Below are 20,005 nucleotides of genomic sequence, written 5' to 3' on the forward strand. Positions count from 1 at the left end.
TTTTTTTGCTTGGATGCGAGAGAAAGAGGAGGTGATCTAGTGAGTAAACGCGATTATTATGAAGTGCTAGGGGTTAATCGGAATGCTACAGCTGATGAGATTCGTAAGGCATACAGAAAATTAGCACGTAAATATCATCCAGATGTAAATAAAGAATCGGATGCCGAAGATAAATTTAAAGAGATTAAAGAAGCTTATGAAGTATTAAGTGACGATCAAAAAAGAGCTCACTATGATCAATTTGGTCATACAGATCCGAGTGGAGGCTTTGGAACAGGCTTTGATGGCTCAGGCTTTGGTGGCGGAGGCTTTGGGGGTATCGAAGATATATTTGATATGTTTTTCGGAGGTACCCGGAGAAATCCTTTTGCCGCAAGGCAAGGTGCTGATCTGGAGTATCGAATTCAAATCGATTTTAAAGAAGCGGTTTTTGGTACATCCATCGAGCTACAAATTCCAAAGACCGAAACATGTTCAACATGTATGGGAAGTGGAGCTAAACAAGGTAGTCGAGCAGAGACTTGTAATGTTTGTCACGGTCGTGGACAAGTAGAAGATATCAAAAATACACCTTGGGGGAAAATTCAGCATTCACGGACATGTCCTGCATGTAAAGGAGAAGGAAAAGTAATTAGAGATAAATGTCCTACTTGTGCAGGAGTAGGTCAAGTGAAGAAGAAACGTAAAATTAGTGTAAAAATTCCTCCAGGTATTTATGATGGGGATCGATTACGTCTTCGTGGTGAAGGTGAAGCAGGCTTAAATGGAGGACCTCCAGGGGATTTAATTATTAATGTGTTTGTGAAGCCACATGAAATTTTTACACGTGATGGTCATGATATCATTTGTGAACTGCCGATTACTTTTGGAATTGCAGCATTAGGTGGAGAAGTTGTAGTCCCAACTTTGGAAGGAAAGGCAAATTTAAAAATTCCGAGTGGAACGCAAACTGGCTCTGAATTCCGTTTGCGTGGCAAGGGTATACCTAAGTCTCGGGGAGTAGTTGGTGATCTAAGAGTAAGAGTACGTGTAGTTACCCCAACACAACTCAATGAGGAACAGCGTGAAGCCTTAAAACAATTCTCCCGCTTATGTGGAGAGTATATTCAAGAGCAAAACCATAGCTTTTTTGATAAAATGAGGCGAGCATTTAAAGTAGATTAAAGTTTCTGGTATAAATAAAGTAATAGATGGTTATAATGATCTGGCGACTCAGATTTAATAAAGGAACGGGCAATTAGCTCGCGGCTGATAGCAACTAGTCATACAGAAGTGTGGTTTATAAAAGCGACTAATCCTAACCTGATTAAAGCGGAAAACCATTCTGGGAATGAAAAGCTTGTCTATAAGTCCGGGCGTTAGCCCGTTTTTCTTTATTGGAAGGAGGAAAAATTTTGAATTGGCTTGAACTTAGCGTTCATACAAGTCATGAGGCTATCGAAGCTGTAAGCCATATACTACAGGAATCAGGAGCGAATGGTACGCTCATTGAGGATCCTGAAGTATTGTGGCGAAAATGGGAGAATCGATTCGGTGAACTGATTGCACTTAGGAAAGAAGATTATCCTGAACATGGAGTGGTTATTAAAGCTTATTTTCCAGAGAAAACAGATTTTGAATCGCTCCTTCCACGTATCCAACACCGAGTACAACAGTTAAAGCAGTTTGGGTTAGACCCTGATCCAGCGATAGTTCATACGAGAATGGTGGATGAAGAATCTTGGGCAGATAAGTGGAAAGCCTATTATAAACCAGTACGTATTTCAGATAAGCTGGTGATTAAACCCACATGGGAGGAATATGAGCCAGTATTGTTAGATGAACACATTATTGAGTTAGACCCTGGGATGGCTTTCGGAACGGGAACTCATCCAACGACCATGTTGAGCCTACAACTGCTAGAGAAATATCTTTTTCCAAACTGGCGGATTATCGATGTAGGTTGTGGCAGTGGAATTTTGAGTATCGCAGCAGCAAAATTAGGGGCAAAAGAAGTATTAGCCCTTGATTTAGATCCTCTTGCGGTAGAAAAGTCTAAGGAAAATGTTTGTTTAAATCAAGTTGATCAGGTGGTTAGTGTAAAACAAGGGAATTTGCTTCAAGGTGTAACACATACAGCGGATTGTGTTGTTGCAAACATTTTAGCTGAAATTATTGTGCAGTTTACATACGATTTGCCTCGAGTACTTGTTCCTGGTGGTATCTTTATTAGTTCTGGTATTATCAAGGAAAAGGAAGAACTGGTGCGAAAATCGATTGAACAAGTAGGTCTTCAAGTGTTGGAAGTTAAATACCAAGAAGATTGGGTAGCGATAGCCGCAAAAAAATGGTAAACTAGGTAGGACTGTCTTATGCAAAGATATTTTATTTCACCTACACAAATAAATGGAGATCAGATCCAAATTGTAGGGGATGATGTGCATCATATTAAAACGGTGATGCGCTCACAGATCGGTGACCAATTTATTTGTTGTGATGGTCAAGGAATCGACTATTTGGTAGAGATTATAGAGATCCATTCACAATATATTTATTGTCAAGTAATCAGATCATCTCCTTCGCAGGGAGAGCCTATGACACAAGTAGCCATTGCTCAGTCACTGCCAAAGGGAGATAAGCTTGAAATGATCTTACAAAAAGGAACAGAGATTGGGGCTGTTTCTTTTTACCCTTTTACATCAGAAAGAACAATTGTTAAACTGCAAGAGAAAAAAGGGCAGAAGAAGTGGGAACGTTGGCAGCGGATTGTAAAGGAAGCAGCAGAACAATCTCATCGTGGTCAACTACCCCAAGTATATGCACCGATGAACTGGAAGCAATTACTTGAGGAGATTGCTAAAGCCGAGCTCGCTTTGATTGCTTACGAAAAAGGCGGAGTGCCTCTTTCGCATGTCGTTTCACATGAAGCTAAGCGAATTCTTTTGGTCATTGGTCCAGAAGGTGGATTTTCTGAACACGAAATCGAGGAGGCTAAAGCGGTTGGAGCCATTCCGATTACACTAGGTTCTAGGATTCTTAGAACAGAAACAGCTTCCCTCGTGGCTCTTTCCTGTATTTTATTTTCTCGAAAAGACTTAGGAGGTGAAACAGAATGAATCGCGTAGCTTTTCATACATTAGGCTGTAAGGTAAACGCCTATGAAACAGAAGCCATGTGGCAACTCTTTAAAAATGCGGGGTATACTCGTGTTGAGTTTGAAGAAGAAGCGGATGTTTATTTAATCAATACTTGTACGGTAACCAATACCGGAGATAAAAAGAGTAGACAAGTGATTCGCCGAGCGATTCGGCACAATCCAGATGCAGTTATTGCAGTTACCGGTTGTTATGCACAAACTTCGCCAGCAGAAGTTGCGGCAATACCAGGTGTAGATATCGTTGTCGGAACATCTGGCCGTGATAAACTAATTGAGTACGTAGAACAGTTTCGCCGTGAGCGGCAGCCGATTCATGCTGTCACCAATATTATGAAGCAGCACGAATTTGAAGAGCTTGATGTACCAGCATTTTCTGATCGAACACGAGCTTTCCTTAAGATTCAAGAAGGCTGTAATAACTTCTGTACCTTCTGTATTATTCCTTGGGCTAAAGGACTTTCTCGCAGTCGTAAACCAGAAAGTGTGCTAGATCAAGCACGTCAACTGGTTGAAGCTGGTTACAAAGAGATCGTATTAACAGGAATTCATACAGGAGGATATGGAGAAGACTTTGAAAATTATCGGCTAGCTGATCTTCTTTGGGATTTAGATAAACTAGAGGGGCTAAAACGTGTTCGAATCAGTTCAATTGAAGCAAGTCAAATTGATCATCGCGTTATCGAAGTGCTAAATGCTTCAGAAAAAATGTGTCGCCATCTACACATTCCTCTCCAAGCCGGAGATAATGCTGTATTAAAACGAATGCGGCGAAAATATACGGTAGAGGAATATCATGAAAAAATTATGTTACTTCATGAAGCGATGCCGAATGTAGCCATTACAACAGATGTCATCGTTGGTTTCCCAGGAGAAACCGATGAGCAATTCGAAAATGGTTATCGATTTATTGACGAGTTAAATATGTATCAGCTTCATGTTTTTCCATATTCGAAAAGAACAGGTACACCAGCAGCTCGGATGACAGATCAAGTACCTGAAGAAGTAAAACATGAACGTGTTAAATGGATGATCGAACTATCCAATCGCTTAACACTAAAATATGCCCAAAAATTTGTTGGAGATGTGGTCGAAGTTATTCCAGAACGTCCATTTAAGGAAGATCCAAATAGCGGACTTTATATGGGATATTCGGATAACTATTTACAAGTTGTGTTTGCAGCTAATGAACAGTTAGTAGGAAAAGTTTGTCGAGTTCGTATAGACCAAGCTGGTTCAGAATACTGTCATGGTACTTTTGTTAGAGTTGTTGATGAGGTTCCGCGTCCAGCAAAAGCTGTATCGTGATTATTTTGACTCATATTATGAATGATAATAATAAATGTAAAAAGGCTTCTCTTTTGATACACTGTATCAAAAGAGAAGCCTTTTTTGATTGTAGGACTGTTTCTAGACTGAGGCAATCTTGTTATCAATCGTAAGTGTTCTATTTGCTTAGGCATTGTAGAAAGATGGATATCATAATATAATTAGCTTTTAGGTAAACTGTGTAAATAAGAGATAAAGAAAAGGGTGTCACTTGTGAAAGAGATTTCAGCTGGTGGTGTCGTTTTTCGAAAGCGGAAAGAACAAACAGAGATTTTGTTGATTAAGGATCGCTTTGGTAAGTATACGCTACCAAAAGGCAAGAAAGAGGCAGACGAAACCGATACACAAACAGCTTTGCGAGAGATCCAAGAAGAAACAGGAATTACGGGTAAAATAGTCCAGAAATTAAACAAGATACATTATTCATATAATCATTCAGAGTATGGTAAAGTCAACAAAGAGGTTTCATACTTTCTAGTAGAAGCTATCCAAGGAGAAGAAACACCACAATTATCTGAAATTCAAGGAGTGAGTTGGTATTCTCCTCAGATAGCTTGGGAACTATTTTGGAATCATGGATATCAAAATAATCGAATCGTATTGGAATTAGCGTATCAAGCCTTAGGTCTTGAGAAAGGAGAAACAGAAATGAACCAAATCGCTGCAATGATTGATCATACTTTACTAAAACCTGAAGCTACAAAAGAACAAATTGTTAAACTTTGTGAGGAAGCAAAAACACATCATTTTGCGTCAGTATGTATTAATCCATATTGGGTTCAAGAGGCGGCAGAACTTTTGAAAGGAACCGATGTGAAAGTATGTACGGTTATAGGTTTTCCACTCGGTGCAACGTTGACAGAAGTGAAAATGTTTGAGACAAAGAAAGCAGTTCAAAATGGTGCAACTGAAATCGATATGGTCCTCAACATTGGAGCTTTAAAGTCTGGTAATTTAGAGGATGTAAAACGAGATATTGCTGCAGTAGTGGAAGCAGCATCAGGTCATATCGTTAAAGTTATTTTAGAAACCGGTTTACTTACAGATGAAGAAATTGTTCAAGCGAGTAGGTTATCCAAAGAAGCTGGAGCTCATTTTGTTAAAACATCTACAGGATTTCTAGCAGGTGGTGCAACTATACATGCTGTTGAACTCATGCGTCAAGCTGTTGGCGAAGAGATGGGAGTAAAAGCTTCTGGAGGTGTACGTGACTTGAATACAGTACAACAAATGATTCAAGTGGGTGCTACCCGAATTGGCACTAGTTCTGGGGTTGCTATTGTAACAGGTAAAAAGGGAACTAGTTCCTACTGATAACCGATTAGTATCGTGTTAAAATGCGATGTATAGCTTTTTTAAATAATTGACCCGATTCCCTATGTATTTTTAGGAAACTCGCTCCATTTCCATATATTTTTTCGTTCTGGAATGATTCGCTTTACTATGTTTGCAAAAGATGAGGTAAAGGGCAATACCATAATTGAACAGATTATATTAAATAAAGTTTGTACATGTGCAATTTGGGTTGTAGGTTGATCGGATAAATAGGGAATCCAGTCTATATATAACGGTATAAATGGAGCAAAGAAGGCAACACCAGCAACATTTAAAATGAAATGGGCAACAGCGACTCTTTTTGCATGAATGTTGGTTTGAAGTGCAGCGATAAGTCCGGTAGCACAAGTTCCAATATTACTTCCAAATACAACAGCGAGAGCGAAAGGAAGAGTAACCAAATTGGAAGCATAAAAGCCCATGGTGATAGCAATCGTTGCACTACTGCTATGGATCAAAGCTGTGATAATGCTCCCCACTAAAATTCCTGTCCAAATCGGATGACCACTACTTGTGACTAACCATTCGATCCATCCACGTTCTTTAAGAGGCTCGATTAGAGACTGGAATATATCGATGCCGAGAAAGAGAAAACCAAATCCAGCAATAATTAGACCAATCGGTTGAATTATTTTCCATGGTAAGAAACGCAGTATAACTCCAGTTATGATGAGTGGAATGGCAAAGTCCTCAATTTTCAGAGCTAGTATTTGGGTCGTAACCGTTGTCCCTATATTTGTCCCTAAGATAATCCCGATTGAATGGGGAAAGGAAATGAGTCCCGCATGAACAAATCCAATCGTGAGCACAGTTACTGCCGTACTACTTTGTAGAAAAGCCGTTGTAATTGTTCCAGTAATAAATCCGCGAAAAGGAGTTTTGGTAAAGCGAAGCAAAATATCTTTTAATTGGTTACCTGCCAGAGTTTCAAAACCTGTACGCATTCGATTTAAACCATATAAGAACACGATCAATCCAAGAGTGAAGCTACCTAGAATCTCGACCATGACATGCCCCCCTATTTAAAATTATTATATGGCACGTATAGGACAAGAATGACAAGTATGCGCCCTTTAGTTTTTAGGGCGCGTGACAGGTATTATTTTTTGGGTTGTCTTGAATAAAAGGGGGGAGCATCAAATCCCTCAAATTCGGGATGAAAAGGCTCTTGCCAAGTGGATTGATTTTTATTCTGTTTTTGTAAGCGTTGGGATGGTTTAGTTGGTGCAGGCTGTGGTGGACCAAATACAGCCCAAGGTGGACGCTGATTCATCTCGGGCTCATACTGATGTCTAGGGACTTCGGAATGATGTGGAACAAAGGGTGGGGGTTCTTGAAAATGCGAATGTTGTATTCTTTCTAGTTCTTCTCGAACTACCTGACGTACCATTCTACGTAGCTTTGACTCCCTTGCGATAGATTTTTCTTTAGCCAAGGATTTTCACTCCTTTAAGATCGTGATACATTATATGTTACAAGGCTTTTGTTGTGTATGTTCTATGATTGTTGCCTATCTTTGATATAATTAGGCATGAGAAAAGGAGGGTTGAGCTATGAGCGAATGTATTTTTTGCCAAATCATCGAAGGAAAAATTCCATCGAACAAAGTGTATGAAGATGATTACGTATATGCTTTTCGAGATATTCATCCTGTGGCACCCGAACATGTTCTAGTTATTCCAAAGAAACATATTACCTCTCTTACTCATTTGGAAGAAAATGATGAAATTCTAGCAGGTAAAATATTGCTAGGAATTAAAAAGATTGCTAAGCAATTAGGACTCGATGAGAAAGGTTTTCGAGTAGTAAACAATATAGGTGAAGAAGGTGGACAAACCGTCTTTCATATCCACTTTCATATCATCGGCGGACGTCAGTTAACATGGCCACCTGGTTGATTTTTGACATTGAGGAATCTATTTCTGTATAATATAAAATGAGGATATGCGCCCTATGAACAAAAGTGGAAGTTTCACTTAGAGAAGGGAAGTCCTATTTTTAACACGGTTACTCAAAGCTTCAAGAGATTGTATGCAAGGTGTTGTGGATGCTGACCACCTCACTCTGGGGATCAGACCACTACTTGCTTCAATGTGTGGGTTTTTACACCGCTTGTTCGAGTGGTTAGCTGACCCATGGAGGGAGGGATATGCATGACTGAAACTCGCGTTCGTAAAAATGAATCCTTGGATAGTGCGTTACGTCGCTTCAAGCGTTCTTGTGCTAAGTCAGGTATCATGTCTGAAATTCGTAAGCGTGAACGCTATGAGAAACCAAGTGTTCGTCGGAAGAAAAAAGCAGAAGCAGCTCGTAAAAAGCGTCGTTAGTGAGGTGTGATACCAGTGAGTCTGGTACAACAAATCGAGCAAGATATGAAAACGGCAATGAAAAATAAAGAGAAGCAAAAAGTAACTACGATTCGTATGCTTCGAGCTTCTATCAAAAAAGTAGAGATTGATAAAAGAGAATCTTTATCAGATGAAGAAGTGCTAGAAGTCATTATAAAAGAAATAAAACAACGTAAAGATTCGCAAGCTGAATATGAGAAAGCCGGTCGTAAAGACTTATTTGATAAAGAGCAAGCTGAAATTGATATACTGTCTGTTTATTTACCAGAGCCATTATCAGAAGAAGAATTGCGCTCAATAGTACAGACAGTCATTCAAGAGATGGGTGTTTCTTCCAAAAAAGACATGGGTAAAGTCATGGGAGCTATTTTGCCAAAAGTAAAAGGAAAAGCAGATGGCAAACTAGTAAATCGCCTCGTTCAAGAATATTTAAATTAAGCAGCGTAATTTCTACGCTGCTTTTTATTATAGTTTGAGTTTAATAGAATTTAATTTTCCTGAATGAGACTGTTTTTCATAGATATGAAAAGACGTTTCTTTTTTATAGAGATTATTATTCTGTAAAAAAGAAACGTCTTTTGGTAGAGAAGTAAATTTATTTCATTAATTAATCCTTAGATTCGTTTATATGCTCGTCAGGCTCAACATGTATTTGCACATGCACCATTTCATAGCGACTCTGTAATTCTTTTTCAATTTCTTCAGTGATCTGATGACTATCGATCACATTCAATTGAGGATCAACGGTAATATCCACATCAAGCCAAATTTCTGCTCCATGTAAACGCCCTTTAATCCGTTTGATTTTACGAACTCCATGTACTTCAGCTATTACTTTACTCAATTTTGTCAGAAGATTGTGTTCAATCCCATCTGTAAGTAAATGGGTAGCTTCGCAGAATATATCCCAAGCTGTTTTTGCGATAATTCCTCCCACGAGAAATGCTGTGGCTGGGTCGAGCCAAGGTAACTGAAATTGTGAACCGGCAATGCCAATTGCTGCTCCTACGCTAACGAGTGCATCCGCAAGGTTATCTTTTGCAGCCGCTTTAACCGCTTGGCTATTGGTTTTACGAGCGATTTGTAGGTTGGTACGATAAACAATAAACATTATAAAAGCACAGATGATAGAAATCCAAGTAGCTATCCAGTCGGGCTTTTCTGTCTGTTGATAAAAAATGGCTTTTCCAGCTCCGATACATACTTCAATAGCGACTGACATCATAATAAAAGAAGCAATCAAAGCGGCGATGGATTCTGCTCGGCGGTGACCATATGGATGGTCATGGTCAGCAGGTTTTTTAGAAAATTTTAATCCAATCAAAACAGCAATGGATGCAAAGATGTCTGTTGTATTGTTTAACCCATCTGCAGTAAGCGCTTTAGAATGTGTAAGATAGCCTACTGTGAGCTTTCCGGCAGATAGAAAAATATAAGTTCCAATACTTAACCAAGCTGCTTTTTCATTTAAGTTTTTGAAGTTTGATTCCATTTCATTCTCCTTAAGCAACCATCATTCTTAAAATTAGCTTAGCAGGTAAAAGGCTTGTGGGTCTAGAGAAACGTTTTTGACTGGGTTTCACAAATCAGTAAGTGATAAAAAAAGTAAAACGTCTTCAATAAAGTTGAAGAAAGGCAAATTTGATTGGAGCAGTTGAACATGACTTTTAAATTTGAGAAATGATATCACGTATTGGTAAGAATTGAGGTAAATAGTTTAGCATTGATTTTCCATACTAGCTTGTAGAGGAGGGAAAAGCTATGGCTCGAAATACGAACCGTTTATTAGTTCCAGGAGCAGCAGCAGTTCTGAATCAATTTAAAGAAGAAATTGCAGCCGAATTTGGGGTGAAATTAGGTTCTGATACCACTTCACGTGGAAACGGATCTGTCGGTGGAGAGATTACGAAAAGATTGGTTGCACAAGCACAGCAAGATCTGAAATAAATATATCTATTGTAAATAAAAAGGACGGTATAGATATTATACCGTCCATTTCATAAGTAAATGGGCATGGGTGAGACCACCGCCAAATCCCGAAAGTAAAATAAGATCTCCTTTCTTAAGTTTCCCTGCATCCATCCCTAATTGGAGTGCTAGGGGAATAGACGCAGAAGACGTATTTCCAAAGTATTCACCACTAAACAAGGTTTTTTCTTTCGGGAAGTTAATCCGGTCACAAACTGCATCGATAATCCGTTGATTTGCACTATGTGGAACAAACCAATCCAATTGTTCCAATGAAAATCCAGCTTGATGAATGATTTTAGGTACTTCTCTGGTAAGTGTATTTACAGCAAACTTAAATACTTCTCGACCATTTTGTACTATTTTTGTGTTGCCAGAAAGTGTGGTAGTATCGATTTGACTTGATAAACCAGTACGATATAGATGAATGCCTCCTTTACCATCTGTTCCTGAAGTTGCATACAGAAAGCTGGATTCTTCCTCGCATTTTTCCACCAAGGCAACCCCAGCACCATCGCCAAATAAAATACATGTGGATCGATCTGAGTAATCTGTGACCTTGGATAATACTTCACTCCCTAAAACTAAAATCTTACGATTCATTCCTGATGTAATTAAAGCATTGGCTAGTTGAAGTCCATACACAAAACCTGCACAGGCTGCGGAGATGTCGATGGCTCCAGTAGATTGAATTCCAAAGGCTTTTTGGATTTGGCAAGCTACACTTGGAAAAGGAAAGTCGGGAGTTGTTGTAGATACGATAATAAAATCAACATCTTCAATAGAGACCGGATAACGCTCTAACAAGTTTTTAATTGCCGCGATACATAAATCACTTGTATATTCATCTTTAGCAGCCACTCTTCGTTCGCGAATTCCCGTTCGTTGTACAATCCATGCGTCAGAAGTTTCAATCATTTTTTCGAAGTCGTAATTTGTAAGAGTTGACTTAGGAACATAAGTTCCAATTGCTGTCATACGTGCCAGAGATGGAATCATATGCTAATCTCCCTTTTATATAATATTTAATACTTAGTATTAGTACCTGATAATATTAACTGATTATAAAATGAATACATTATTTTGTCAATGAATCTATATCCGCATCTCGAATAGGTCTTCTGTGAAGTTTTAAGACTATATTATAAGAGTAATGCTGTAATATTTTTCCGAAATAGAGTGATATAAGGTGATATATATTTGCGATTTTCAGTCTCATAAACAAGATGCTTTGTGCATATTTGTTATACAGGGACGGAGGGACAGATGATGGGAATTTTTAAAAATGTAAAAATGCGAAAACGGCTATCTAAATGGCTGGATTTACCACCAGATATGGTTGAAGAAGTCCCTCGCATTGAAATGATCGGGTCATCGTTTTTACAAATTGAAAATCATCGAGGGCTTCTCTTTTTTAGTTCAGAAAAATTACAATTTCGTTTAGATCAAGGAAAGTTAAATATAAACGGTAAGAAATTAAAGATTAAGTCGATGACAGCTGAAATGGCATGGGTTGAAGGAACGATTACTGATTTGATATATATGGAATAGGGGGAGAGAAAAATCGAATGGCCAAGAGTATTTCAAGGAACGATTAAATTAGCTTGTACAGGTAAAGAGTTAACCAATTGGTTAAATGAGCTTGTGCAAGTAGGGGTAAAAGTAGATGATATTTATTGGTTGGACAAGAATCAAATTGAGCTAAAGATGATGGTACCAGACTTTTTTCGCATTGTCCCTCTGTTACGCAAGTATCGAGTACGCTTTCGAATCCTAGAGAAAAAAGGTGTTCCTTTTTTTCTACAAAAGTTAAGGAAAAGAAAAATGCTTTATTTCGGATCAATTTTCTTTTTATTATGTTTATTCGCATTATCATCATTTATTTGGCAAATTGATATAGAGGGTACTAATGAGATACCTATCCCACAAGTACAAATGATTTTAAAAGAAGAAGGAATTTATTTAGGACAAATAAAATATCGGTTACCCAGTTATAAAAGGCTGCAAGAGAGACTGAGAGAACGGATCCCACAAGCAGCTTGGGTGGGCTTTCGATTGGAAGGTACAAGAGCTATTGTTACGATTGTAACGAAAAAAAAAGTGGAACGTAATCATGAAGATGTAAAGTCAACTGGACCAGTGGATTTAGTTGCAAATAAACATGCCATGATCGTGGACATGCGTGTAGAGCGTGGTAAGCCGATGGTAGAGATCCATGATATTGTAAAAAAAGGCCAGTTATTAGTTTCCGGAAAATATGGAGATCCTGAGCAGCCAGAGACGGAAAAATTTATTGGCGCAAAGGGTAAAGTAATAGGAGAGGTATGGTATCACTCTGAAGTGTCTTTACCTTTATTAGAACAGAAAAAAGAGTATACTGGTTTAAGAGATCAAGTTACCCATTTTTTTGTGGGAACAAAAACCTTAAGAAATCCCTTTCAGAGAGCACCACGATTTCATCAGTATGAAACAATCGAAACGATTCGCTCTTTTTTCTTAGGAGGGATTAAACTCCCTTTTGGTTTAGTTGATGAGGAAAGACTCGAAATGCGCTTTATTAAGCATCGACGTAGCTTAGCTGAAGCTGTTGAATTAGCGAAGCAAAGAGCTAGAGAAGAACTGAGGTTAAAATTAGGACTAGATGGCAGAATATTAGAGGAAAAAGTTTTGCACCAGCGCGTCGACAATGGTAAAGTTTATTTGAAGATGCATTTTGATGTCTTGGAAAACATTGCTGTTTCACAACCTATTTTACAAGGAGAATGAATATTGTCTGAACAAGAGAGAAATGTTAAGATCCGTTTGCGAGACACACAAGAAGCATTAAGTTTATTTGGACCTCATGATGCTTATTTAAAACTGATCGAAGCACAAACTTCAGCGAAAATATTTACACGCGGAGAAGAACTGACGATTGTAGGTTCTCCAGAAGAATGTGAAACACTGAATAATTTATTTCGCGTATTGTTGTCGCTAATTCGCAAAGGTGTACAATTGACAGAGCGTGATGTGATTTATGCCCAACGTTTAGCTGAACAAGGATTGGAAGATGAGCTAAGTGAACTTTATCATGAAGAAGTAGGTATAAGCTATAAAGGAAATAAAGTTCGCATCAAAACATTAGGACAGCGCCATTATGTCTCAGCAATTCAAAAATCAGATATTGTTTTTGGGATTGGCCCTGCTGGAACAGGGAAAACTTTTCTTGCTGTAGTGTTGGCGGTTACTGCATTAAAGATGCACCGTGTTAAAAAGATTGTTTTAACACGACCTGCAGTGGAAGCCGGAGAAAACTTAGGCTTTTTGCCAGGAGACTTACAGGAGAAAGTAGATCCTTACTTGCGACCATTGTATGATAGTCTGTATTTTATGCTGGGTGTTGAACAAGTAAATAAGATGATGGAACGTGGATTGATTGAAGTAGCGCCGCTTGCTTATATGAGAGGTCGTACTTTGGAGGATGCTTTTGTTATTTTAGACGAAGCTCAAAATACCACCAAAGAACAAATGAAAATGTTTTTAACTCGACTAGGATTTGGCTCCAAGATGGTTATCACTGGTGATGTAACTCAAGTGGACTTACCTAAGGGAAAACAGTCAGGGCTAAAAGAAGCGGAACGAATACTTAAAGAGGTTTCAGAAATTCGTTTTGTTTACTTGGGGCAAGAAGATGTAGTGCGTCATACATTGGTTCAAAAAATTATCGATGCATATGAACAAAGTACCAATGCATAATCTAGCAGGAGGTGTCAGACTGCTACACAAAACATAACGCTACGACTTACAGGTTGGAGCATGTTAGAGTAGCAGATAATCATGAAAGATTTAAACGAACCGTTACCTAGTAGGTTCGGTATACAATATTATCGATATAAAAGTTATATTCCATTTGTTATTTACGCGATCTTTGGGGTCGCGTTCTATTTATTGCTTTTAAGCCACGTACTGCCTAAGCAATATGCTTTAAAGGTCGGAATGATCAGCAGGGAGACAATCATATCTCCTGTGACAAAAATTGATGAAGTGGCTACCAAGGAAGCGAGAGAGCGTGCAGCGAATGCAGTCGAACCACAATATCATAAGGATGAAAAGATTACAGAAAATCAGATCAAATTAATTGATAATATTTTTGCTGATGCACGTAGAAATATTGCAGATAAGTCATTAAAAGAAGAAGAAAAAATTGCGAACTTAAAAGATGCTATTTCTAAAGACCTATCTCAAGAATTTTATTTAAAATTGGTTCGAATACCTCCAGAAGAATTACAAAGCCTTCGCTTGGAGACAAGAAATATTGTAAATGAAATTCTTGCAGATGGAATTAAACAAGAAAACTTAGCAGATAAAAGAGATTTAGTCGATAGAAGGCTAACTCTTTCGAGCTTAAGTAGTAATGCACGTTTTATTGTACGGGAGTTGGCACGTAAATGTATTATAGTTAATGAAGTATATGATGAAAAGAAAACAGAGAAAATGCGTGAGGTAGCTCGTGATGAGCAAGAAGTAGTCCAGATTCGTAAAGGGCAGATCTTGGTTTCGGTGGGTGAAGAGATCACCAAAGATCAGTACCGAAAGCTACAAGTGCTTGGACTTATTAAGCAAAAGAATAATCCATGGCCATATCTGGGGTTGGCCTTAATTATTGGATTAATGATAACCTTACTTTACTTTTACATTCGTCGCTTCCATTCATATATGCATCAAGATCCTGCTAAGCTATTGATGTTTGTATTAGTTTTGTTACTTACCTTGCTTAGTATGAAAGTACTCGCTATTGGCCAAGACTTAAAATGGAGTACTTTGGGTTATTTAGCTCCGGTAGCCTTTGGTACTATGCTATCTACCCTTCTTTTAAATGTTGAATTAGCATTTGGTGGTGCCTTTATTTTAGGTGTAGCAGCATCGATTCTATTTAATAACGAAAACCACATGCTATTTGATTTTCGCTTTGCTCTCGTTGCTTTTATTAGCGGAGCAACAAGTGCTTTTTCTTTAGCAGGTGTTAAAAGACGAAGTTCTATTCTACAGGCAGGTCTTATTGCTTCACTTACCAGCGTTGTGCCTATTCTAGCATTTTTCTGTTTGAATCCTTCAGAAATGGATTGGAGAATCTTACTGATGTCTTTAGGCTTTGGAATTACCAATGGGTTGTTTTCAGCTGTACTTACCATTGGTTTCCTTCCTATTTTTGAATCGTTGTTTGGGATTTTATCACCTTTAAGATTACTGGAATTAGCAAATCCAAATCATCCATTGTTACGTAAGCTATTAATTGAAACGCCTGGAACTTACCATCATTCTATTATTGTTGGTAATTTGTCTGAATCAGCAGCAGAAGCAATTGGTGCTGATGGACTGCTAGCTCGAGTTGGAGCTTATTATCATGATGTAGGAAAAATTAAGCGACCTCAATTTTTTATCGAAAATCAGATTAATCGCCAAAATCCTCATGATAAAATCTCTCCAAATTTAAGTAAGACAATTATTGTGTCTCATGCGAGAGATGGTGTAGAAATGTTAAAACAACATAAGATTCCTAAGCCGATTCAAGATATTGCTGCACAGCATCATGGTACAACACTCATTAAATATTTTTACCATAAGGCACAAAAAGAGAGCCATGGGACCCAAGTATTAGAGGAAGATTATCGATATCCAGGACCCAAAGCACAGTTTAAGGAAGCGGCGATTGTTGGAATATGTGATTGTGTGGAGGCTGCAGTTCGATCATTAGCGCGACCTACTCCGGCGCGAATCGAGAATTTAGTACGAAAAATAATTCATGATCGATTAGACGATGGACAGTTTGACGAATGTCATTTAACTTTAAAAGAGCTAGACTTGATTGCTCGCTCTGTTTGTGAAACTTTACAAGGGATTTTCCATTCACGGATTGAATATCCAGAAGAGGTCACGGTAGTTAAAGGAGTTAAACATGGATGAAAATACAGTTGGATTTACAAGTAAATATAGATCTGAATAAAGAAGAGGAAAAAGCGGTTTCTTGGATACGCGTTGTTTTAGAGCAAGCAGCCAGAGTGGAAGAATTACCTCCTATTGATGTTTCTATCATGATTGTTGATAATGCGACCATTCAACACATAAATAAAGAACATCGTCAAGTAGATCGTCCGACAGATGTTCTTTCTTTTCCACTATGGGAACCTGATGAGGAATGGATCATCACAGATGAAGAAGAGACTGTACCCTTAGGAGATATCGTTATTTCCCTTCCGAAAGCCAAAGAGCAAGCTAAAGAATATGGACATTCCTTAGCACGGGAGATTAGCTTTTTGGCTGTTCATGGTTTTTTACATCTATTAGGGTATGATCATGAAACTAAAGAACAAGAGGAAGAAATGTTTGCTCGTCAAGAAGAGGTTTTAAGTGGAGTTGGTTTAACTAGAGAGCATAAAGAATAGGGGAGAGGAGGAAATCTACTACTTAAAGGGCTAAATATATAAGATGCACGACATAAAAAGGGGAGAGGAGTCTTTGCTCTTAAAGTAGTAGGAGTCCGCGATGTGGATGATAAAAGTAATTAAAAGTTTTCGATATGCTCTGGAAGGCTTAAAATATACAGTGGTGACACAACGAAATATGCGCATTCACTTTTTGGTGGCGCTGATCGTATTAATATTTAGTTTGTACCTCCCGCTAAGCAAAACGGAGGTACTTGTACTATTTGTCACTATTATTTTGGTTATCTTTGCTGAACTAATTAATACGGCTATTGAAGCGGTTGTTGATATGGTTACAAAAGAGTATCATCCACTAGCAAAAGTCGCCAAAGATGTTGCTGCTGGTGCTGTATTATTAACAGCTGGTTTAGCAGTTATCGTTGGTCTTAGTGTTTTTTATCCGTATTTAAATCAACTTTTCCACCGTTTTTGGATTGACTCTCCCCATAAACCTAGTATGGGACTTGCAGCAATTATTGCTTTTGACTTCTTTTTGACATTGATGCTAAAAGCATGGCTTCATAGGAGGGGCAAGACGAGTTTAGAGCCGAGTATGATTACCTCGGTTGCTTTTTGTGTCGCTACCTTAATTGTTGCAGTGATTGGTAATTTAATCATTACTTTACTGGTTTACTTTTTAACGACATTATTATTAGGCTTGCGTTTTCGAGTAGATAGCAATCGTAAAGCCATTCTGTTTGGTGCGCTAATCGGTATTGTGGTAGCAGTTGTTGGGGTTCGATTCATGTAGGAGACTACTTTTTCGTACCTAAGTACAAATGAGAATAACGTTATAGTAAAAAGGAGAGTAAAATATGAATGATCTGATTCAGAAAGCGTTTGAAGCTCGTAAAAAAGCTTATGTACCTTATTCCAAATTTCCAGTTGGAGCTGCGCTAATAGCTGAAGATGGTACAGTATTTTTGGGTTGTAATATAGAAAATGCTTCTTATGGACTTACAAATTGTGCAGAAAGAACTGCTATATTCAAAGCAGTTTCAGAAGGGCATACAAAATTTAAAGGACTTGCCGTTATTGCAGATACACCGGGTCCAGTATCACCATGTGGAGCTTGCCGTCAAGTAATTGCAGAGTTTTGTGAACCTGATATGAAAGTATGGCTGACGAATCTTAATCGAGAAGTAACCGAGACAACAGTGACTGAATTATTACCAGGTTCCTTTCGTAAGGAGGATATGGATGAAAGATAAGTATCGTTCAGGTTTTGTAGCTTTAATTGGACGGCCAAATGTAGGAAAATCTACGTTAATGAACTATCTAGTCGGTCAAAAGATTGCGATCATGTCAGACAAGCCGCAAACAACTCGTAATAAGGTTCGTGGAGTATATACAGAGGAGCGTGGACAGATTGTATTTCTCGATACACCTGGAATCCATAAACCTCATTCGAAGCTAGGAGAGTTGCTTGTTCAAACTGCCCAAAATGCATTAGAAGAGGTTGATTTGGTTCTCTTTCTTGTTGATGCAGGTCAAGGGATCGGTTCAGGGGACCGCTTTATTATCGAGAATTTACAAAAAGTGAAGACACCTGTCTTTTTAGTTGTGAATAAAATTGATCAAGTTCATCCTGATGATTTATTACCACTCATTGATCAATATCGAAAATTATTCTCTTTTAAAGAAGTGATACCCATTTCAGCATTACAAGGAAATAACACATCAACACTACTTAATCTAATTTTACGAGAATTACCAGCTGGACCTCAGTACTATCCTGCTGATCAAGTGACAGATCACCCTGAACGATTTATAGTGGCTGAGTTAATACGAGAGAAAGTACTTGAGTTAACAAGAGAAGAAATCCCTCACTCGGTTGCAGTCGTTATTGAAGAAATGTCTCAACGAAAAAATAAAAATCTCATTGATATTCGAGCTACCATCTTTACAGAAAGATCTTCACAAAAAGGAATACTAATCGGAAAAAAAGGGTCATTATTAAGAGAAGTGGGGAAAAGAGCAAGAGAAGAAATGGAGAGACTGCTTGGAAGTCGTATTTTTTTAGATCTCTGGGTGAAAGTCAAAAAAGATTGGCGTAATGAAGAGATGCTATTACGTCAGTTTGGCTATCAAGAAGAGCAATAAAAGGTTTTGAACGTATTTTCAAGCTGTTGTCAAGAGAATTGGTCCATTTTTTTATTGACAATTTTTCCATCTTATACTCCTCTTTCCATTCGCTCATCCTAAGTCTTGTACCGGAAAACATGATGTGGAAGGGATGAGGCTAATTGCGTAATTTTTTGTGGGGATGTTTTGAAATAACAGGTAATATTGAGGCATATTTATTATATAAGGATATAGAGGCTTTGACTGCTAAAGATCAGACTTCGATCAGTGAGGAAGAAGAGAAGGAAGAGAATTAGGGAGAGGTTTTCTTCATATGTTAAATAAGTTTGAAGGAATGGTTTTAAGAGCGAAAGATTATGGGGAAAGCCATCAAATCGTGCTGATATTTACAGAGCATATGGGCAAGTTTACTGTAATGGCTCGTGGATCGAAAAAAGCGAAGAGTCGATTTCGAGCTGTTACTGAGCCATTTACACAAGCTGTTTTTGTTTGCTTTGCAGGGAGTGGTATGCCAACTCTTTCGCAAGCAGATATACTTAAGTCACGTCATTCGATTCGTTCCGATTTACTACTTACAGCATATGGAGCATATTGGTTTGAATTAGTGGATAAGTTAACCGAAGAGAAAGAACCTCAACCAGTGATATATCGTTTGCTAGATCAATCCTTTGACTTATTAGAAAAAGGTACAGACCCTGATATTTTGACACGAATTTTTGAGCTGAAAATGATGAAAATAGCAGGATACCAGCCGGTATTACATCACTGTGTACACTGTCATTCTACCTTGACACCTGTTCTATTTAGTCTCAAACAAGGTGGATTCTTATGTGAAAAGTGTCGAATGACTGACCATACAGCGATACAGTTAACCCCTGCTACTGCTCGTATTTTGCCGATTTTACAAGTGATTGATTTAAGAAGACTAGGCGAAATTACAGTTAAGCCCGAGACTAAAGAGGTTTTACAAAAAGTGGTTCAATCTTTTATGGATGAGTATTTGCCTCTTCAATGGAAGGCACGTGAAATACTAAAACAACTACGGAAGTCCTGGGAAGTCTAGTTATTGACAAATCACTATTTCTTTGTTATATCTTTCTATATCTATTTGTGTTGGCGCGATGACAGACAGGAGTAATTAGGGTAGCTGTGTAAAGCGATTCAGGGGGGGTGTGAGCCTGATCTCAGTCCTAATGAAGGGCGGTCTGGAGCGTAATAGTAATATATCTAAGTGGGTTAATGTATTTTCACTTCATTAACCAATTAGGGTGGAACCGCGGGAAATCAACCTCTCGTCCCTATGACAGCGAATCTGTGATTGGAATGTCATAAGGAGAGAGGTTTTT

General features: G+C 38.3%; 23 protein-coding genes and 1 pseudogene. 20 read left to right on the forward strand and 4 right to left on the reverse strand.

Annotation, left to right across the window (positions count from 1 at the left end):
• Window positions 1-39 precede the first annotated feature (39 nt).
• From dnaJ to deoC, 6 genes and pseudogenes are all read left to right on the forward strand, one after another.
• Entirely contained in the window at window positions 40-1,164 is a 1,125-nt protein-coding gene (dnaJ, locus tag DL897_RS07145; RefSeq protein WP_113658458.1) for a molecular chaperone DnaJ, read from the forward strand.
• A gap of 230 nt (window positions 1,165-1,394) precedes the next feature.
• On the forward strand, window positions 1,395-2,333 hold the full coding sequence (gene prmA / locus DL897_RS07150) for a 50S ribosomal protein L11 methyltransferase (protein ID WP_113658459.1): 939 nt from the start codon (window positions 1,395-1,397) through the stop codon (window positions 2,331-2,333).
• A gap of 18 nt (window positions 2,334-2,351) precedes the next feature.
• Window positions 2,352-3,095 carry a 16S rRNA (uracil(1498)-N(3))-methyltransferase gene (locus tag DL897_RS07155; protein ID WP_113658460.1) on the forward strand — a complete coding sequence of 248 codons (744 nt, stop codon included), beginning with the start codon at window positions 2,352-2,354 and terminating at the stop codon, window positions 3,093-3,095.
• Entirely contained in the window at window positions 3,092-4,441 is a 1,350-nt protein-coding gene (mtaB, locus tag DL897_RS07160) for a tRNA (N(6)-L-threonylcarbamoyladenosine(37)-C(2))-methylthiotransferase MtaB (RefSeq protein WP_113658461.1), read from the forward strand. Before DL897_RS07155 ends, mtaB begins: the two co-directional genes overlap by 4 nt.
• A gap of 234 nt (window positions 4,442-4,675) precedes the next feature.
• A pseudogene (locus tag DL897_RS18605) lies at window positions 4,676-5,005 on the forward strand (NUDIX hydrolase); the annotation flags it as partial.
• 105 nt (window positions 5,006-5,110) lie between these two features.
• Window positions 5,111-5,776 carry a deoxyribose-phosphate aldolase gene (gene deoC, locus DL897_RS18610; protein ID WP_240627307.1) on the forward strand — a complete coding sequence of 222 codons (666 nt, stop codon included), beginning with the start codon at window positions 5,111-5,113 and terminating at the stop codon, window positions 5,774-5,776.
• Between the two features lie 62 nt (window positions 5,777-5,838).
• On the opposite strand, the gene DL897_RS07170 is transcribed toward deoC, so the two are convergent.
• Entirely contained in the window at window positions 5,839-6,804 is a 966-nt protein-coding gene (locus tag DL897_RS07170) for a Na/Pi cotransporter family protein (protein WP_113658463.1), read from the reverse strand.
• 92 nt (window positions 6,805-6,896) lie between these two features.
• Window positions 6,897-7,232: a hypothetical protein gene (locus DL897_RS07175; RefSeq protein ID WP_113658464.1), complete on the reverse strand. Its 336-nt coding sequence runs from the start codon at window positions 7,230-7,232 to the stop codon at window positions 6,897-6,899.
• 118 nt (window positions 7,233-7,350) lie between these two features.
• Between DL897_RS07175 and DL897_RS07180 the strand changes: the two genes are divergently transcribed.
• The 3 genes from DL897_RS07180 to DL897_RS07190 all read left to right on the forward strand — a co-directional run bounded on the left by DL897_RS07180 (window position 7,351) and on the right by DL897_RS07190 (window position 8,583).
• The gene (locus tag DL897_RS07180) at window positions 7,351-7,695 is read left to right on the forward strand and encodes a histidine triad nucleotide-binding protein (RefSeq protein ID WP_113658465.1); all 345 of its coding nucleotides are present in this window, start codon (window positions 7,351-7,353) and stop codon (window positions 7,693-7,695) included.
• Window positions 7,696-7,950: 255 nt separating this feature from the next.
• Window positions 7,951-8,124: a 30S ribosomal protein S21 gene (rpsU, locus tag DL897_RS07185; protein ID WP_113658466.1), complete on the forward strand. Its 174-nt coding sequence runs from the start codon at window positions 7,951-7,953 to the stop codon at window positions 8,122-8,124.
• Between the two features lie 15 nt (window positions 8,125-8,139).
• Window positions 8,140-8,583, forward strand: coding sequence for a GatB/YqeY domain-containing protein (locus DL897_RS07190; RefSeq protein WP_113658467.1), 444 nt, complete (start codon window positions 8,140-8,142; stop codon window positions 8,581-8,583).
• A 169-nt stretch (window positions 8,584-8,752) separates the two neighbouring features.
• Here the strand turns inward: DL897_RS07190 and DL897_RS07195 are convergent, their stop codons facing one another.
• Complete coding sequence (locus tag DL897_RS07195; protein ID WP_113658468.1) at window positions 8,753-9,637, reverse strand: cation diffusion facilitator family transporter; 885 nt, start codon at window positions 9,635-9,637, stop codon at window positions 8,753-8,755.
• A gap of 269 nt (window positions 9,638-9,906) precedes the next feature.
• Between DL897_RS07195 and DL897_RS07200 the strand changes: the two genes are divergently transcribed.
• On the forward strand, window positions 9,907-10,092 hold the full coding sequence (locus DL897_RS07200; RefSeq protein ID WP_113658469.1) for an alpha/beta-type small acid-soluble spore protein: 186 nt from the start codon (window positions 9,907-9,909) through the stop codon (window positions 10,090-10,092).
• A 36-nt stretch (window positions 10,093-10,128) separates the two neighbouring features.
• On the opposite strand, the gene DL897_RS07205 is transcribed toward DL897_RS07200, so the two are convergent.
• The gene (locus DL897_RS07205; RefSeq protein WP_113658470.1) at window positions 10,129-11,112 is read right to left on the reverse strand and encodes a ketoacyl-ACP synthase III; all 984 of its coding nucleotides are present in this window, start codon (window positions 11,110-11,112) and stop codon (window positions 10,129-10,131) included.
• Window positions 11,113-11,382: 270 nt separating this feature from the next.
• Between DL897_RS07205 and yqfC the strand changes: the two genes are divergently transcribed.
• The 10 genes from yqfC to recO all read left to right on the forward strand — a co-directional run bounded on the left by yqfC (window position 11,383) and on the right by recO (window position 19,722).
• Window positions 11,383-11,664 (forward strand): sporulation protein YqfC, encoded by a 282-nt coding sequence (yqfC, locus tag DL897_RS07210; RefSeq protein WP_168188695.1) that lies wholly within the window; start codon window positions 11,383-11,385, stop codon window positions 11,662-11,664.
• 12 nt (window positions 11,665-11,676) lie between these two features.
• Entirely contained in the window at window positions 11,677-12,879 is a 1,203-nt protein-coding gene (gene yqfD / locus DL897_RS07215; RefSeq protein ID WP_113658472.1) for a sporulation protein YqfD, read from the forward strand.
• Window positions 12,880-12,882: 3 nt separating this feature from the next.
• Window positions 12,883-13,848: a PhoH family protein gene (locus DL897_RS07220; RefSeq protein WP_113658473.1), complete on the forward strand. Its 966-nt coding sequence runs from the start codon at window positions 12,883-12,885 to the stop codon at window positions 13,846-13,848.
• 240 nt (window positions 13,849-14,088) lie between these two features.
• The gene (locus DL897_RS07225) at window positions 14,089-16,056 is read left to right on the forward strand and encodes an HD family phosphohydrolase (RefSeq protein WP_276308566.1); all 1,968 of its coding nucleotides are present in this window, start codon (window positions 14,089-14,091) and stop codon (window positions 16,054-16,056) included.
• Window positions 16,053-16,535, forward strand: coding sequence for an rRNA maturation RNase YbeY (gene ybeY / locus DL897_RS07230; protein WP_113658475.1), 483 nt, complete (start codon window positions 16,053-16,055; stop codon window positions 16,533-16,535). Before DL897_RS07225 ends, ybeY begins: the two co-directional genes overlap by 4 nt.
• A 100-nt stretch (window positions 16,536-16,635) precedes the next feature.
• Window positions 16,636-17,325 carry a diacylglycerol kinase family protein gene (locus DL897_RS07235; RefSeq protein WP_113658476.1) on the forward strand — a complete coding sequence of 230 codons (690 nt, stop codon included), beginning with the start codon at window positions 16,636-16,638 and terminating at the stop codon, window positions 17,323-17,325.
• A 64-nt stretch (window positions 17,326-17,389) separates the two neighbouring features.
• Complete coding sequence (locus DL897_RS07240; protein WP_113658477.1) at window positions 17,390-17,785, forward strand: cytidine deaminase; 396 nt, start codon at window positions 17,390-17,392, stop codon at window positions 17,783-17,785.
• A complete protein-coding gene (gene era, locus DL897_RS07245; protein ID WP_113658478.1) occupies window positions 17,775-18,677 on the forward strand; it encodes a GTPase Era in 903 nt (300 codons plus the stop codon). Before DL897_RS07240 ends, era begins: the two co-directional genes overlap by 11 nt.
• A gap of 143 nt (window positions 18,678-18,820) precedes the next feature.
• On the forward strand, window positions 18,821-18,955 hold the full coding sequence (locus tag DL897_RS07250; RefSeq protein WP_113658479.1) for a YqzL family protein: 135 nt from the start codon (window positions 18,821-18,823) through the stop codon (window positions 18,953-18,955).
• A 17-nt stretch (window positions 18,956-18,972) separates the two neighbouring features.
• The gene (gene recO, locus DL897_RS07255; protein WP_113658480.1) at window positions 18,973-19,722 is read left to right on the forward strand and encodes a DNA repair protein RecO; all 750 of its coding nucleotides are present in this window, start codon (window positions 18,973-18,975) and stop codon (window positions 19,720-19,722) included.
• Window positions 19,723-20,005: the final 283 nt, after the last annotated feature.

Origin of the sequence: Thermoflavimicrobium daqui (assembly GCF_003313465.1) — a bacterium.
In the GTDB taxonomy this organism is placed as follows: Bacteria; Bacillota; Bacilli; order Thermoactinomycetales; family Thermoactinomycetaceae; genus Thermoflavimicrobium; species Thermoflavimicrobium daqui.

Excerpts from the sequence above, each read along its gene's own strand:
- recO (WP_113658480.1), top strand. The coding sequence starts at position 18,973 with ATGTTAAATAAGTTTGAAGGAATGGTTTTAAGAGCGAAAGATTATGGG.
- DL897_RS07170 (WP_113658463.1), bottom strand. The coding sequence starts at position 6,804 with ATGGTCGAGATTCTAGGTAGCTTCACTCTTGGATTGATCGTGTTCTTA.
- era (WP_113658478.1), top strand. The coding sequence starts at position 17,775 with ATGAAAGATAAGTATCGTTCAGGTTTTGTAGCTTTAATTGGACGGCCA.
- DL897_RS07180 (WP_113658465.1), top strand. The coding sequence starts at position 7,351 with ATGAGCGAATGTATTTTTTGCCAAATCATCGAAGGAAAAATTCCATCG.
- DL897_RS07235 (WP_113658476.1), top strand. The coding sequence starts at position 16,636 with ATGTGGATGATAAAAGTAATTAAAAGTTTTCGATATGCTCTGGAAGGC.
- mtaB (WP_113658461.1), top strand. The coding sequence starts at position 3,092 with ATGAATCGCGTAGCTTTTCATACATTAGGCTGTAAGGTAAACGCCTAT.
- deoC (WP_240627307.1), top strand. The coding sequence starts at position 5,111 with ATGAACCAAATCGCTGCAATGATTGATCATACTTTACTAAAACCTGAA.
- DL897_RS07225 (WP_276308566.1), top strand. The coding sequence starts at position 14,089 with ATGATCAGCAGGGAGACAATCATATCTCCTGTGACAAAAATTGATGAA.
- DL897_RS07200 (WP_113658469.1), top strand. The coding sequence starts at position 9,907 with ATGGCTCGAAATACGAACCGTTTATTAGTTCCAGGAGCAGCAGCAGTT.
- rpsU (WP_113658466.1), top strand. The coding sequence starts at position 7,951 with ATGACTGAAACTCGCGTTCGTAAAAATGAATCCTTGGATAGTGCGTTA.
- DL897_RS07205 (WP_113658470.1), bottom strand. The coding sequence starts at position 11,112 with ATGATTCCATCTCTGGCACGTATGACAGCAATTGGAACTTATGTTCCT.
- DL897_RS07155 (WP_113658460.1), top strand. The coding sequence starts at position 2,352 with ATGCAAAGATATTTTATTTCACCTACACAAATAAATGGAGATCAGATC.
- ybeY (WP_113658475.1), top strand. The coding sequence starts at position 16,053 with ATGAAAATACAGTTGGATTTACAAGTAAATATAGATCTGAATAAAGAA.
- DL897_RS07240 (WP_113658477.1), top strand. The coding sequence starts at position 17,390 with ATGAATGATCTGATTCAGAAAGCGTTTGAAGCTCGTAAAAAAGCTTAT.
- DL897_RS07195 (WP_113658468.1), bottom strand. The coding sequence starts at position 9,637 with ATGGAATCAAACTTCAAAAACTTAAATGAAAAAGCAGCTTGGTTAAGT.
- yqfC (WP_168188695.1), top strand. The coding sequence starts at position 11,383 with ATGGGAATTTTTAAAAATGTAAAAATGCGAAAACGGCTATCTAAATGG.